Origin of the sequence: Microbacterium sp. 22215, assembly GCF_052045655.1 — a bacterium.
Classification (GTDB): domain Bacteria; phylum Actinomycetota; class Actinomycetes; order Actinomycetales; family Microbacteriaceae; genus Microbacterium; species Microbacterium phyllosphaerae.
The window spans coordinates 358,673-372,693 of record NZ_JBQEPC010000002.1; the positions used below are offsets into that span (position 1 = coordinate 358,673).

At 68.1% G+C, this 14,021-nt stretch carries 12 protein-coding genes; 2 read left to right on the forward strand and 10 right to left on the reverse strand.

The annotated features are described in order from the left end of the window. Positions 1–3: 3 nt before the first annotated feature. Both ACTJKH_RS05035 and ACTJKH_RS05040 read right to left on the reverse strand, forming a co-directional pair. Positions 4–339, reverse strand: a complete 336-nt coding sequence (locus ACTJKH_RS05035; protein WP_440735990.1) for a peptidase — start codon at positions 337–339, stop codon at positions 4–6. Further along, entirely contained in the window at positions 336–1,721 is a 1,386-nt protein-coding gene (locus tag ACTJKH_RS05040; RefSeq protein ID WP_210097691.1) for an inorganic phosphate transporter, read from the reverse strand. The genes ACTJKH_RS05035 and ACTJKH_RS05040 overlap by 4 nt, the downstream gene beginning before the upstream one ends. A 156-nt stretch (positions 1,722–1,877) precedes the next feature. On the opposite strand from ACTJKH_RS05040, the gene ACTJKH_RS05045 reads away from it, so the two are divergent. After that, positions 1,878–3,977: a S9 family peptidase gene (locus tag ACTJKH_RS05045; RefSeq protein WP_440735991.1), complete on the forward strand. Its 2,100-nt coding sequence runs from the start codon at positions 1,878–1,880 to the stop codon at positions 3,975–3,977. A gap of 73 nt (positions 3,978–4,050) precedes the next feature. On the opposite strand, the gene ACTJKH_RS05050 is transcribed toward ACTJKH_RS05045, so the two are convergent. The 6 genes from ACTJKH_RS05050 to truB form a co-directional block, all read right to left on the reverse strand. Beyond that, positions 4,051–5,079: an ATP-dependent 6-phosphofructokinase gene (locus ACTJKH_RS05050; protein ID WP_210097689.1), complete on the reverse strand. Its 1,029-nt coding sequence runs from the start codon at positions 5,077–5,079 to the stop codon at positions 4,051–4,053. Between the two features lie 221 nt (positions 5,080–5,300). Next, the gene (locus tag ACTJKH_RS05055) at positions 5,301–7,445 is read right to left on the reverse strand and encodes a DEAD/DEAH box helicase (protein WP_440735992.1); all 2,145 of its coding nucleotides are present in this window, start codon (positions 7,443–7,445) and stop codon (positions 5,301–5,303) included. 208 nt (positions 7,446–7,653) lie between these two features. Beyond that, positions 7,654–8,607 carry a bifunctional riboflavin kinase/FAD synthetase gene (locus ACTJKH_RS05060; RefSeq protein WP_440735993.1) on the reverse strand — a complete coding sequence of 318 codons (954 nt, stop codon included), beginning with the start codon at positions 8,605–8,607 and terminating at the stop codon, positions 7,654–7,656. Beyond that, complete coding sequence (locus ACTJKH_RS05065) at positions 8,604–9,050, reverse strand: hypothetical protein (protein ID WP_440735994.1); 447 nt, start codon at positions 9,048–9,050, stop codon at positions 8,604–8,606. The genes ACTJKH_RS05060 and ACTJKH_RS05065 overlap by 4 nt, the downstream gene beginning before the upstream one ends. A gap of 53 nt (positions 9,051–9,103) precedes the next feature. After that, positions 9,104–9,472: a hypothetical protein gene (locus ACTJKH_RS05070; RefSeq protein WP_259159537.1), complete on the reverse strand. Its 369-nt coding sequence runs from the start codon at positions 9,470–9,472 to the stop codon at positions 9,104–9,106. Continuing rightward, the gene (truB, locus tag ACTJKH_RS05075; protein ID WP_440735995.1) at positions 9,469–10,362 is read right to left on the reverse strand and encodes a tRNA pseudouridine(55) synthase TruB; all 894 of its coding nucleotides are present in this window, start codon (positions 10,360–10,362) and stop codon (positions 9,469–9,471) included. Before truB ends, ACTJKH_RS05070 begins: the two co-directional genes overlap by 4 nt. Positions 10,363–10,395: 33 nt before the next feature. Here truB and ACTJKH_RS05080 point away from each other — a divergent pair, with 33 nt between their 5' ends. After that, positions 10,396–11,295, forward strand: coding sequence for an A/G-specific adenine glycosylase (locus tag ACTJKH_RS05080; RefSeq protein WP_440735996.1), 900 nt, complete (start codon positions 10,396–10,398; stop codon positions 11,293–11,295). An 8-nt stretch (positions 11,296–11,303) separates the two neighbouring features. Here the strand turns inward: ACTJKH_RS05080 and ACTJKH_RS05085 are convergent, their stop codons facing one another. Further along, positions 11,304–13,436, reverse strand: a complete 2,133-nt coding sequence (locus ACTJKH_RS05085; RefSeq protein ID WP_440735997.1) for a response regulator transcription factor — start codon at positions 13,434–13,436, stop codon at positions 11,304–11,306. 134 nt (positions 13,437–13,570) lie between these two features. Next, the gene (rbfA, locus tag ACTJKH_RS05090) at positions 13,571–14,005 is read right to left on the reverse strand and encodes a 30S ribosome-binding factor RbfA (RefSeq protein ID WP_259159540.1); all 435 of its coding nucleotides are present in this window, start codon (positions 14,003–14,005) and stop codon (positions 13,571–13,573) included. Positions 14,006–14,021: the final 16 nt, after the last annotated feature.

A 14,021-nucleotide genomic window follows, 5' to 3' on the forward strand; every position in this document is an offset into this window, starting at 1 on the left:
CGATCAGTGCCCGACGACGATGATGAGGATGCCGGCGACGACCGCCGCGGCGCACAGCGCGAAGCATCCGTAGGCGCCGAAGAGCGCCAGGCGGCGCTGCCCGTCGGTCAGAGGGTTCTTCTTCGCAGCCTTGGCGGCCTGCTTCGCGGCGCGCTTGAGCTCCTTCTCGGAGATCACGGTGATCGCGTCGGTGAACTCGGCAGGGCTCACCACCGGCGCGTGTCCACTGCGGACCAGCAGTCGGAGGCCGAGCGCGTAGAACGTCACGACGGCGCACGCGCCGACGAGCGCCGCGAGGAACACCTGGACGAACGCACTCCAGTCGATGTCGACGCTCACTTCGAGTCCTCGCTGTTCGCCGTCTCGGCATCGTCGATCTTAGTGGCGGGTGCCCCGCTCTTCGCCGCCTTCTTCGCGGCCTTGGCCTTCGCATCGGCCTTCGCGTCAGCCTTCGCCTTCGCGTCGGCCTTCGCCTGGACCTTGAGCTGCTCCCTCGCCTCCGCACGAGCCTTCGCCTCGGCCTTGGCATCGGCGATGCGCTGCTGACGGCGGGTGAGCGGCGTGGTGTCGGGGTGCTCGATCGCGAGCCCCGACTCCGCCACATCGCTCATCGCGTTCGCGGGGGTCACGGCATCCTTGCGCGAGCGCAGGAAGAGCCCGATGATGACCGCGAGAGCCAGCACGGTGTCGATCGCGATGCCCCAGTTGCCGAGCCACGTGATCAGGAGCGCGGCGAGAGCACCGACGGCACCGGCGGCCGGAAGCGTGAGCAGCCAGCCGATCGCGATGCGTCCGGCAGTGCGCCAGCGCACGGTCGACCCCCGACGGCCGAGACCGGATCCGATCACGGACCCCGATGCGACCTGCGTCGTCGAGAGGGCGAATCCGAAGGCGCTGGATGCGAGGATCGTCGCGGCCGTCGAGCTCTCCGCCGAGAAGCCCTGTGCGGGCTTGACCTCGGTCAGCCCCTTTCCGAGGGTGCGGATGATGCGCCATCCGCCGAGATACGTGCCGAGCGCGATCGTGACCGCGCAGGCGATGATGACCCAGAGGTGCGGGTCGGCCTGCGAGCTGCTCTGCCATCCGACCGTGATCAGCGCCAGGGTGATGACACCCATCGTCTTCTGCGCGTCGTTCGTGCCGTGCGCGAGCGCGACCAGCGAGGAGGTGAAGATCTGCCCCCAGCGGAAGCCGTCGCGGCCGTCGGGCTTGCCGTCGTAGCGTCGGGTGATCGAGTACGCCAGCTTGGTGGCGGCGAACGCGATGATGCCAGCGGTGAGCGGGGCGATGAGCGCCGGGAGGATGATCTTCGAGAGCACCATGCCGAAGTCGATACCGCCGACCCCGACGCCGACCAGAGTCGCGCCGATGAGTCCGCCGAACAGCGCGTGGGAGGAGCTCGACGGCAGACCGAGCAGCCACGTGAGCATGTTCCACGTGATCGCGCCGATGAGTCCGGCGAAGATCATCGGCAGGAACACATCGCCTTGGATGGTGTCCTCGCGGATGATGCCGTGCGACACGGTCTTGGAGACCTCGGTCGAGAGGAACGCGCCGACCAGGTTCAGGACCGCTGCGAGCAGGACCGCGGTCTTGGGCTTGAGAGCACCGGTCGCGATGGGCGTGGCCATCGCGTTCGCGGTGTCATGGAACCCGTTGGTGAAATCGAAGAAGAGTGCCAGCAGGATAACCAGCACGACGATGAGGGCTGCGGTTTCCACCGTTCGCTTTCGGTCGTTGAGGAAGAGGGAGGTGTCGACGAGATCGACGTGACGAACGAAGAGTTCACCGTGGGTTTGACTTCCGTTAACCGGCCCCGCGCAATCCTCCCACCCTGTCGGGTGCCGGTCAACTCGACCTGGGCTAGCGTGGATGCCGTGACTGATGCCCCGACCGCAGACCGCCGCTCGACTCTCCGCACTCACCACGGCGACACCTTCGACGACCCGTACGAATGGCTGCGTGAGAAGGACTCCCCCGAGGTGATCGCGCACCTCGAAGCCGAGAACGCACACACCGAGGCCGAGCTCTCCCACCTCTCCGAGCTGCGCGAGACGCTGTTCCAGGAGATCAAGGGGCGCGTGCAGGAGACCGACCTCTCCGTGCCGACTCGGCGCGGAGACTGGTGGTACTACAGCCGCACGGAGGAAGGCGCCCAGTACGGCATCCATTGCCGCACCGCGGCCGCCGAGGACGACTGGACTCCCCCGGTGCTCGAACCCGGCGTCTCCGTCCCCGGAGAGACGGTTCTGCTGGACGGCAACGTCGAGGCCGAGGGACATGAGTTCTTCTCGCTCGGCGCGTTCGACACCTCTGACGACGCGACGAAGCTGCTCTGGGCGACGGATTTCGAGGGCGACGAGCTCTACACGGTCCACGTCCGAGACCTCGTCACCGGAGAGACCCTCGCCGACGAGATCCCCGACACGGGCGGCGCGTTCTTCACGCCGGACGGCACCGGCGTCCTCTACACGACCAGGGACGACGCCTGGCGCCCCGACACCCTCTGGCTGCATCGCCTCGGCACTCCCGTGTCGGACGACGTGAAGCTGTTCCACGAGCCCGACGAGAAGTACTGGCTCGGCGCGGGGATCACCCGGAGCCGCAAGTACCTCGTGATCGCCGTGGGGTCGAGCATCACCAGCGAGGAATACCTCGTGGACCTCTCGGGCGACCTGACCGCAGCCCCCGAGATCGTGTGGCCTCGGCGCGAGGGCGTCGAGTACTCGCTCGAGCATGCCGTGGTCGACGGAGAGGACCGCCTCTACATTCTCCACAACGACGACGCGCTGGACTTCGAGCTCGTCTCGGTCGCGGCATCCGCGCCCCAGGGCGATCGACGGGTCATCCTCGCACACGAGCCTGGGCGGCGATTGCTCGGCGTGGACGCGTTCCGGGATTTCGCCACGGTCGAGTACCGCAGCGAGGGGCTCGAGCGCGTCGGAATCCTCGACTATGCGACGGATGCCGTGGAGGACATCGTCTTCGATGAGCCTCTCTATTCGGCAGGCGTCAGCGGCAACCCCGAGTGGCACTCGCCGTTCCTCCGCCTCGGCTACACCTCGTTCGTGACGCCGGGAACGGTGTTCGAGCTCGACCTCGCGACGCGCGAGCTCCACCTCCGCAAGCAGGTCGCGGTGCTGGGCGGCTACGACCCGCTCGACTACGGTCAGCAGCGTGCCTGGGCGACCGCGTCCGACGGCACCCGGGTGCCGATCTCGCTCGTCTGGAAGCGATCCTTCGGTGAGCCCGGCTCCGAGGTCCGCCCCGTGCACCTGTACGGGTACGGCTCGTACGAGCACTCGATCGACCCGGGTTTCTCGGTCGCTCGCCTGTCGGAGCTCGACCGCGGAATCATCTTCGCCGTCGCCCACGTGCGTGGAGGCGGCGAGATGGGACGCCAGTGGTACGAGGACGGCAAGCTCCTGAACAAGCGCAACACGTTCACCGATTTCGTCGCCTGCGCCGAACATCTCGTCGAGCAGGGAATCACGACACCCGAGAGGCTGGTCGCGGAGGGCGGCAGCGCCGGCGGCCTGCTCATGGGAGCCGTCACGAACCTCGCTCCCGAGTTCTTCGCCGGCATCCTGGCCGCAGTGCCGTTCGTCGACGCACTCACGACGATCCTGGATCCCTCGCTCCCCCTGACGGTGATCGAATGGGACGAGTGGGGCGACCCTCTGCACGGCGCAGACGTCTACAAGTACATGAAGTCCTACTCGCCGTACGAGAACGTGCGCGAGGGCGTCCGGTACCCCCGCATCCTCGCGGTCACGTCGCTGAACGACACCCGCGTGCTCTATGTGGAGCCGGCCAAGTGGATCGCGGCGCTGCGCGTCGCAGGAGCCTCGGACGCACTGCTCAAGTGCGAGATGGTCGCCGGGCACGGTGGTGTGAGCGGGCGGTACAACTCCTGGAAGGAACGCGCCTTCGAGCTGGCGTGGATCCTCGACACGGTCGGGCTCGCCTCGCGCTGACCCCATCTACATCGAGAACGGGCCGATCCGGTGTGGATCGGCCCGTTCTCGTGAAGGCTGGTGGACTGTCGGCTCAGCCGAACAGAGCGGCGGCCTCGTCGTACCGGCTGCGGGGAACCGTGTTCAGCTCGCCGAGCGCCTCAGCGAAGGGGACGCGGACGATATCGGTGCCCTGCATGGCCACCATCTGGCCCCATGCCTGATCGACGATCGCATCGGCGGCGTGCAGCCCGAGGCGGGTCGCCAGCACACGGTCGAACGCGGACGGCGAGCCGCCGCGCTGGATGTGGCCGAGGATCGTCGCACGCGTCTCGATTCCGGTGATCCGCTCGATCGCCGGTGCGAGCTGGTCGCCGATGCCGCCCAGACGGGGGCGGTTGAACGCATCCAGCCCCTTGTCGCTGTAGGCCTCATCCATGCCGAGCAGCTTGAACCCCTCGGACACCACGACGAGCGGCGCGCGACCGCGATCGTGAGCGCTCGAGACGAGCTCCGTGATGTCGTCGATCGACATCGGCACCTCGGGGATGCAGATGGCGTGGGCGCCCGCCGCCATACCGGCGTGGAGGGCGATCCAGCCGACGTGGCGTCCCATAACCTCGGCCACCATGCAGCGCTGATGCGAGTCGCCGGTGGTACGCAGACGGTCCATCGCATCGGTGGCGATGTTCACCGCCGTGTCGAAGCCGAACGAGTAGTCGGTGGCACGCAGGTCGTTGTCGATCGTCTTCGGCACGCCGATGACGTTGATGCCGTCCTTCGCGAGACGGTCGGCGGCGGCCAGGGTTCCCTCGCCGCCGATCGCGATGATGCCGTCGATCTTGTGCCCGTAGAGCGTCTTGGCGATGTTCTCCGCCCCGCCGCGCACACCCTCGTAGGGGTTGGTGCGACTGGTCCCGAGGATCGTTCCGCCGACCTTCGACAGGCCCTTCACCTCGTGACGCGTGAGCGGGAAGAAGTCTCCGTCGACCACACCGCGCCATCCGTCGCGGATGCCGACGAACTCGAGGTCATAGGTCGTGGTGCCCTTGAGCACGATTCCGCGGATCACCGCGTTGAGTCCGGGGCAGTCGCCACCGCTCGTCAGAATGCCGATCTTCATGCTTGCCTCAGACGGGTTCAGGGAAAGGGGAAAAGGCGACGCTGCCTGCGATCGACACTAGCGCCCCGATGCGCGCAGGCGCCATTCGAGGCGTCGAAAACCGAGGATCTTGCGGTCGCTTCGGGACGATTCGCAAGATATGCCTCGCGTCGGCGATGAGAACGAGAAATCGGCGCCAAGAACCGTGATTCTTAACGCCGATCTTTCGAGAGCTTCTCCCGTCAGGCAGCTCCGAGCGCTTCGCGCAGGAGGTGCATGAGCGCACCCAGCTGCACGGGTTCTGCAGCCGCGTCATCGAGGGCCTCGCCATCGAGCGCCCGCGCCGCGAGCCCCTGCTTCTGGTCGATGAGCTCGGCGATCTTCGCGTCGACGGTGTGCGCCGCGATGATCCGCCACGCCGTGACCGGCTCGTCCTGCCCGATGCGGTGCACCCGGTCGATCGCCTGCGTCTGCTCCGCGGCGGTCCACGACAGCTCTGCGAGCACGACGTTCGACGCCGCCTGCATGTTCACGCCCACGCCCGCCGCCGTCAGCGAGCAGACCGCGATGCCGACATCCGGATCGCTGTTGAAGTCGTCGATCGCCTGCTGACGCGCCGTCGAGGTCTGGTCGCCACGGATGGACACCGACCGGATGCCGGCCGAGGCGAAGTGCGCTTCGGCCTGGTCCATCACGTCGATGTGCTTGGCGAAGAACACCACCTTGCCCACCGAGCGCTGAAGCTGTGCCGCATAGTCGGCCGCCAGGTGCGCCTTCGCCTGTCCGATGCGACGCACCATGGTGAAGACGTTGTCGCCTCCCGTGCCGGCGGCCTTCGACTCCTCGAGCTCGTTCTGGGCCACGAGACGGACGATGTCCTCGTCGATCTCACCCGGCGCGAGCCCGCGGTCGCCGCGTGCCTCGATGATCCGACGGTAGCGAGCGGCGAGGCGCTCGCCGAGCTCGCGCTCGGCCTGGCGGATGCTGCGCCCGAACTCGTCGTCGAGCTGCACCGGCAGATCGGCGATGAGCTTGTCGGGGAGATCGGCTGCGACATCCTTCTTCTTGCGACGGACGATGCCCATCGAGATCACGGCTTCCCGCGCCTCCGGGTAGAACGACTTGTCGGCCGGCGTGAAGCCCGTCGCATCGAGCTTCTCCATCAGCTCGGGGCCGGGCTTCTCGCCCGTCGTCCAGCCGAGGAAGCGCCAGATCGCGTCGAAGTCCTCGACGTCGTTGATCAGGGGCGTTCCGGTGAGGGCCAGCATCAGCGGGTTTCCGCCAGGAGTGCGCTCGCGCACGCGGCTGGCGAGCGAGAGCACGTTCTGGGAACGCTGCGAGCTGAGGTTCTTGATGAAGTGCGCCTCGTCGACGACCATTCCACGCAGACCGATCGATGCGAGCCATGACATGTGGCGATCGAGGATCTCGTAGTTCACGATGAAGATGTCGGCGAACGCGTCGATGTCGGCGCCGTCACCCTGGATGACGGTCGCTCGGCGCTGCGGTGTCCAGCGCTCGACCTCGCGCGCCCAGTTCATCTTGACGACATTGGGCACGACGACGAGCAGCGGATAGGCACCCGCGACCGACGCGGCGAGAACAGACTGCGCGGTCTTTCCGAGACCGGGCTCATCGGCGAGGAGGAAGCTGCGGTGACCTTCGCGCACAGCCTCGAGGAAGCGCGACTGATGCACCATGACCTCGAGCCCCTTGGGCGAGAGGTGGTCGTACTCGGGAGCGGGCGGCAGCTCCATGCTCGCCGCGCCTCCCCCGGCGCCCGTCTCGAACGCCTTGTAGAGCGGCCCCATGAGCTCCCAGCCGTCGAGACGACGGCGCGGGGTGGTGCTGGCTCGAGGAGTCAGATCCGGAGCGAGGAACGGGTTCGCGAGCTGGCGCGCCTCGACCGAAGGCGGCGTCACCTGACGCTCGGCGATCGCGGCCGAGACCACCGAGGTCTGCACCGGAGCGACATCCGCGATGATGAGCTCTTCCGGCGCGAGCTCGGCACCGGACTCGAGCAGCCAGTCGCGACGCATGCGCTTCGCGACCGGCGACGTCGCCTGATCGGCCTCGAGCAGCTGGATCAGCGACGTGTCGCGCGCAGCGGTCTTGGCGAGGATCGTCGCGACACCGTCGAGCCGTTTGAGCAGCTCGGCGCGGGCGGCATCGGCGATCTCGGCATCCGCCTTCACCCTGGCGCGCTCTTCGCGCACCAGGAAGGCGATCACCTGGAACTTCACCCGATTCGTCGGGCCCAGCTTTCCCCGCTGCGACTTCGCCTCGATCTCGCGCACCTTGCGCGCGAGGATCGGGATGAGGGGCGCCTCATCGTCGCGACGAGACGTCTTCTTGCGCCGCGTTGCGGCAGTCGCCGTGGTCGGCATGCTCCTCCTGAGCGTGAAGGCCGAGCATCCACAGGATGCGGCAGCCGTTCTCGATGTCCGCGTGTGGCGTGAGCCAGGACCGTACGAACAGTAGTTCCGGTGGTCATCGACGCGCGAATCACTCGCGAGATTCGTCAACCACCGAAGACCATTCTACGCCATGCCGACCATCGGGCCGAGATCACGTCACGGAGAGTTGGCGAGGCGTTCAGCTTCTCGGCGCCGCGAGCACCCGTTCGGCGTCCGTGACGTCGGCCGTCATCTGCGACTTGAGCTTCTCGATGCCCTCGAATGCGACCATGCCGCGCAGACGCTCGACGAACTCCACCGTCACGTCGTGACCGTACAGATCGAGATCGGTCTCGCCGATCACGTGTGCCTCGACCTGCCGCTCGAGCACGTCGTCGAACGTCGGATTGGTGCCGACGGAGATCGCCGCCCGGTGACGTATCCCGGTCTCGTGATCGAAGAGCCATCCGGCGTACACGCCGTCACCCGGCACGAACGAGTCGACCGAGGCCGAGAGGTTCGCGGTCGGGAATCCGAGTTCCCTGCCGCGCTTGAGACCGTGCACGACCTCGCCACGCACGTCGACGTTGCGGTCGAGCACACGTGCGGCCGTCGTGACGTCTCCGTCCATCAGCAGTTCGCGGATCCAGGTCGACGAGACGCGCCGCTCGGAATCGTCGAGGAAGACGTCATCGACGACCTCCACGGTGAATCCGAGCTTCGGCCCCAGCTCGCGCAGCAGCGCAGGTGTTCCCGCCCCACCACGCCCGAACCGGAAGTCCTCGCCGACGAGCACCGTCGACACGCGCAGCGCGCCGACGAGGATGCTGTTCACGAAGTCCTCGGCGCTGCGCGCGGCGAGTTCGGCATCGAACGTAAGAAGCAGCGTCGCATCGAGCTCGAGCTCGCCCAGAAGCTCGATCTTGCGGTCTACGGTGACGACGTTCTCAGGGCACCGGTCGGGGCGCAGGACGGCCAGCGGATTGCGGTCGAACGTCACCGCGACGGTCTTCAGGCCGGAGGATGCTGCGATCTCCTTGAGGCGTCGGATGACCGCTCGGTGCCCCGAGTGCACTCCGTCGAACTTGCCGATCGCGACCGCGGAGGGGCCGAAGTCGTCCGGAACCTCCTGAGGGTCGCGGAAGACGATCATGCGGACACCTCGGCGGAGGGAGCCTCCTGTGCGTCGAGCGCCGGGCGATGCGTGCGCAGCCACCAGATACCGAAGATCGGGAGCACGAGAGGGATGAACACGTAGCCGCGCCCGAACATCGACCACACGGTGTCGTGCGGGAAGAGGTCGGGGAAGACGATGCTGAGCGCGCCGATCACCAGAACCCCGGTGAGCTCGAAGACGATCGCGACCCACGCCACGGCGTACCAGCCGCGGCGGTTCGCCAGTACGAGCGCCAGGGTCGCGAGGATGTACACGACGGCAGCGAGCGCCGAGAGCGAATACGCCAGCGGCGCCTCGTCGAATTGTCGGAAGATCTGCACGAAGCTTCGACCGGTCGCCGCGAGCGCCATGACGGCGTAGACGATCACGAGGACACGGCCGATGCCGGTCATCCGGGAGGTGGGGACGGTGGTGCTCATAGCTCCACCCATTCTAGGTCCGGGCCGAGGATCCCGGATGCGCACGGAGACGCTCAGGCGACCTGCACGGTCCAGATGACATGCATGCGCCACACCATGATCGCGACGGCGAACGCCGCGACTCCGAGGATGACCGTGCTCCATCTGCTCCGCTCCATCAGCGCCCAGAGCACGGCGCCGATCGGCAGCAGCACGGCGGAGACCAGATAGACCCAGTACTCGAGAAGGTCGCCGGTGGGCGGGTTGCCGGTGAAGGGCGAGACGACCGCGGTGATCACCTGCACGATCAGGAGCAGTTCGACGAGCGCGAGCGCGCCGACCGACCAGTCGCTCGGTCGCCGACCGATCAGCCCAAGAGCCACGCAGAACAGACCTGCGGCCGCCGCCGCGACCACCTGGACGATCGTCAGCCACAGGATCATCGGGACACCTCCGGCATGTTCATCGCGCTCTTCAGATCGGCGCCGCGCTTCTCGACGACGCCGACGAGCACACCGTCTTCGTCGATCGCGGCCGCCAGGGCGCCGCTCAGCCGAGAAGCCTGGTCCGTCAGCCGTTTGCCATGTCGGAGGTCCCGGGCATCAGCAGTCGACACGGGGAGCGGATCGAGCACTCGGCACGCTGCGGCGGCCGGGGTCAGCAACACGGCTTCCGCGAGATCATCCACGACCACGGCGTCGGCGACCTCGAAGTCGCCGACCCTCGTGCGCCGCAGCGCGGTGAGATGCCCGCCGACTCCGAGTCCCGCGCCGAGGTCGCGCGCGAGCGAGCGGATGTAGGTGCCGGACGAGCAGTCGACCACGACGTCGAGATCCAGGAACCCGTCGCCCGCGCGCTCGGCGAGGACGTCGAAGCGGGACACCGTGACATCACGGGCGGCGAGCACGACCTCCTCCCCCGCGCGAACCCGGTCGTAGGCACGGCGGCCGTCGACCTTGATCGCCGACACCGAGCTCGGCACCTGCGAGATCGCTCCCGTCAGGGCGGCGATGCCCGCCGACACGCGCTCGGGGGCCATGGATTCCCACGCCTCTGCGGGCGCGCTGGTCAGGACGTCGCCGTCGGCATCGTCCGTGCTCGTCGTCTGCCCGAGTCGGATCGTCGCCTCGTAGGTCTTGTCCGCCCCGACGATGTAGGTGAGCAGGCGCGTCGCGCCCTCGACCCCGATCACGAGCAGGCCCGTGGCCATCGGATCGAGTGTGCCCGCGTGGCCGACCTTGCGGGTGCCGAGCGCACGGCGAGTGCGCGCGACGACGTCATGGCTGGTCAGCCCAGCGGGCTTGTCGACGAGAAGGATGCCGGGCGAGACCATCCATCAAGCCTACGGTGCGCTTAGGCTGTCGAAGTGCCCTCGACACCGTATCCGATCGCTGCGACAACGCTGCCTCTCGCGGACTGGTATCGAGGTGCCGCACGCGATCTGCCGTGGCGCCGCCGCGAATTCCACGATGCGTATGCAGCCTGGGGCACGCTGGTCAGCGAGTTCATGCTGCAGCAGACACCCGTCAACAGGGTGATCCCGCACCTGGAGGCGTGGCTCGCTCGCTGGCCCACACCCCGCGCCCTGGCCGCCGCGTCGCCGGCGGAGGTCGTGCACCAGTGGGCCAACCTCGGCTACCCCCGCCGCGCACTGTGGCTGCACCGGGCAGCCATCGAGATCACCGACCGCCATGACGGTGTGGTGCCGCGAGACGTGGACGCTCTGCTGAAGCTCTCGGGAATCGGCGACTACACCGCCAGGGCCGTCGCCGTCTTCGCCTACGGCGATCGTCACCCCGTCGTCGACACCAACACGCGCCGAGTGCTCGCTCGCGCCGTGCTCGGCCAGGCACAGCCGGGCTCGCCCTCCCGCCGCGATCTCGATCTCATGGACGCGATGCTCCCCGTCGACGATGCCGACGCCGCGGTGTTCAACGCCGCCGCCATGGAGCTCGGAGCGACGGTGTGCATCGCTCGCACTCCGCGATGCGAGGCCTGCCCCCTGCTCGAGACCTGCGCCTGGGTCGCGGCCGGACGCCCTGACACCGGCGACACCCGCCGGCGCCAGGCGGCCTTCGAGGGCTCCGACAGGCAGGCCCGTGGCGCCGTGCTGCGCCTTCTGCGTGACGCCGCACCGCACGCGGTGCTCCTTGAGAGCGTGCTTCCCGAGTGGCCTGATCCGCTTCAGCGCGACAGGGCCATCGACTCGCTGATCGCCGATGGCCTGGCCGAGGCCGACGGCGAGATGCTGTCCCTCCCCCGCTGACCCGCTGCTCAGACGTACTGACCGATCCGATGCGCCAGGACGGTGAGTTCGACCCGCGTGCGCACGTCGAGCTTCGCGAACACGCGGCCGAGATGCACCTCCACCGTCCGGACGGAGACGTGGAGCGAATCGGCGATGTCACGGTTCGATGCCCCTTCGACGACGAGCATCGCCACGTCGAACTCCCGGGCGGTCAGCACGGACCGCCAGACCCGCCGACAGGATGCGAGTGGGTCCCCGACCACGACCGTCGGGCGTTCCTGCGTCCCGAGCTGACGCAGCCGGACCTCGACGGCGCGCGCCCACGCGTCGGCACCAGACAGCTCGAGCAGCTTGACCGCGGTGGTCAGGTGCTCACGCCCGAGCTCGAGGTCGCCGCGAATGAGCGAGCGCGTGCCGATCATCGCTTCGACGCGTCCGCGTGAGAACGGAGACGTGAGAGTCCTCGTCTTCGCGACCACGCGGTCGCGCTCCATGCGCCAGTCCTCGTCGGAGCAACCGGTGATCCGCAGACGCAGCTGCTGGGCGAGTGCGATCTCCGGCGGTTCGATCCGGTGCCGATGACGCAGCGCAGGCTCGGTGACCACGATCGCCTCTTCGAGCCCGGGCACCGACAGGGTCGGCTGCGGTGCCCCGCGATCCCGCCAGACTCGCATGCATGACGCCGCCTCCTCCGATGCGCCGTCGAGGAATGCTTCGATCCCGCGATCGACGAGCTGGTCGATGCGCACGGGAGCAGGCAACGCCGCGGTGAGCGAACGGGCGAACGGCCCGAGCCTGCCGAGCACGGCGAGATCGAGGCGACGAGCGATGACGACTCCGAGACCGGCGAACGGGATCGCGACGGGAAGCTCGAGTGCCGCACGGATCATCCTGTCGCGCGCGGCGCCCATGTCTCCTCGCCACATGAGCAGGAGTACCTCGACCACCGCACGGTAGGCGCCCACCAGCGGGCTGGCCTCGAAACCGGCGACGAACGGATCGACCTCGACGCCGATGCCCGAATCGCCTACGGCGAGAATACGCAGTCCGTGGTCGACATCTCCGTCGATCGCAGCATGCAGCGCCTGGAGCATTCCCCCGGTGAGAGGCCCGGCTCCACGCACGTCGTCGAGGTCATGGTCGCCCAGTACGAGCCAGGCGAGGGCCACCACCGGATCGCGGAGTTCGTGTTCCGCGCCGGTGCGCGCTGTACCCTCGCGCAGTGCCTCGAGCCAGGAGCGCATCCCCAGCCGGTCACCTCGTTCCGCGCAGAGGACCGCCGCGAATGCTGCGGCACGCGCCCAGGAGTACCAATGCTCCGGATCGTCGCCTCGCGGCCTGAGGGCATCGAGATCGACCTCGGGCACCGCGCCTCGCAGGTGCGCCTGCGCGACGAAGAGCCCACCCAGCCCCTGCAGTCGATATCGTTCCTCCCCACCGGGGAAGAGTCCGGCGAGTCGTCTGGCGGCTTCGACCGCGTACCCGGCGGCGATCGCCGCGACTCCGGCGACGAGCGTGGCCTCGTCGCGATCGGTGCCCACCGTGTGGGCAGCGGCCTCCGCCGCGAGATGGAAGGCCCGCTCGCTCAGCCCGGCCTCCGAATGCTCGCGTGCGATGCGCGTGAGTTCGTTCGCCGTGGTGGGATCCAGACCGGTCGATGCGCGAGCGCGATGCCAGTCCGCATCCACCCTCTCGCCTCGGCGATGGAAGACCCGGTGCAGTCGTCTGTGCACCCGGGCCGCCGACGTCGTCGACGTGGTCGCCCGCAGCCAGATGGCGAGGCGCGGATCAGAGAGCTGCACCCGACCCGCGTGCATGTGGATCAGAGGCCCGATCGTCCCCGCTGCGATCTCGGCAGCCGTCCGCCCGTCGAAGTCGAGGAGCGGATCCAGCCTGTCGTCGAGCCGCAGCGAGATCGCCACCAGCAGATCGTGATCGCGCGGATCGACAGCGAGGCCCGAATACAGCGCCTCGATGCCCCCGACCATCGGCAACGGCATCGGAAGCGGCCTCAGACCCGCTCTCTGAGCGGGGTCGAGTCTCGCTGCGACCTCTCTCACCGACGATCGGTCGGCCGTGACCTCTGCGACGATCCTGGCGACGACGTGCGGAGCGCAGCTCAGGTCGTTCTCGAGAAGGTCCTCGAGGATGCCTTCCATCACCGAGGACGCGACCGAAGCCGCCCCGTGCGCACTCAGAACGTCGATGCCGAACCCCCCCAGCCCGTACGAGCATCCACTCGCTCAGCAGAGGTTAGCAACGACGGCACGCCCTCACAGGAGCGTGCCGATATTCAGGATTGCGTGTCGTCGTCGTCCTGGCGGACGTACGGGTCTGCGTCGCCTGCGTGGGATGCGGAGGAAGCGAGCTTCGCCACATCGGCGTCGCGCTGCTGAGCCTCACGGAGAAGAGCCGAGATGTGATCGGCATTCTCCGGCAGCGCGTCGGGGATGAACTCGAGAGTCGGCACCAGGCGAGTGCTCAGCTGCTTGCCGACCTCGCTGCGCAGCATCCCGGTGGCCGAGGTCAGTGCCGCTCCGCTGGAGAGACGCTCCTCCTCCGTGCCGAGCACCGTGTAGAACACCGAGGCATGCTGCAGGTCGCCGCTCACACGGACATCGGTGATCGTCACGAAGCCGAGGCGCGGATCGCGCAGACCCTTCTCGAGTCGCTCAGCGAGGATCACACGAATGCGATCGGCCAGACGGGCCTGTCGTTCTCCAGCCATTGTTCTCTCCCTCTAC

What these genes read in the sequence shown, in the direction of transcription:
- ACTJKH_RS05050 (WP_210097689.1), bottom strand. Translation starts at nt 5,079, where the DNA reads ATGAAGATCGGCATTCTGACGAGCGGTGGCGACTGCCCCGGACTCAAC.
- ACTJKH_RS05055 (WP_440735992.1), bottom strand. Translation starts at nt 7,445, where the DNA reads ATGCCGACCACGGCGACTGCCGCAACGCGGCGCAAGAAGACGTCTCGT.
- ACTJKH_RS05060 (WP_440735993.1), bottom strand. Translation starts at nt 8,607, where the DNA reads ATGATCGTCTTCCGCGACCCTCAGGAGGTTCCGGACGACTTCGGCCCC.
- ACTJKH_RS05065 (WP_440735994.1), bottom strand. Translation starts at nt 9,050, where the DNA reads ATGAGCACCACCGTCCCCACCTCCCGGATGACCGGCATCGGCCGTGTC.
- ACTJKH_RS05070 (WP_259159537.1), bottom strand. Translation starts at nt 9,472, where the DNA reads ATGATCCTGTGGCTGACGATCGTCCAGGTGGTCGCGGCGGCGGCCGCA.
- truB (WP_440735995.1), bottom strand. Translation starts at nt 10,362, where the DNA reads ATGGTCTCGCCCGGCATCCTTCTCGTCGACAAGCCCGCTGGGCTGACC.
- ACTJKH_RS05085 (WP_440735997.1), bottom strand. Translation starts at nt 13,436, where the DNA reads ATGGAAGGCATCCTCGAGGACCTTCTCGAGAACGACCTGAGCTGCGCT.
- rbfA (WP_259159540.1), bottom strand. Translation starts at nt 14,005, where the DNA reads ATGGCTGGAGAACGACAGGCCCGTCTGGCCGATCGCATTCGTGTGATC.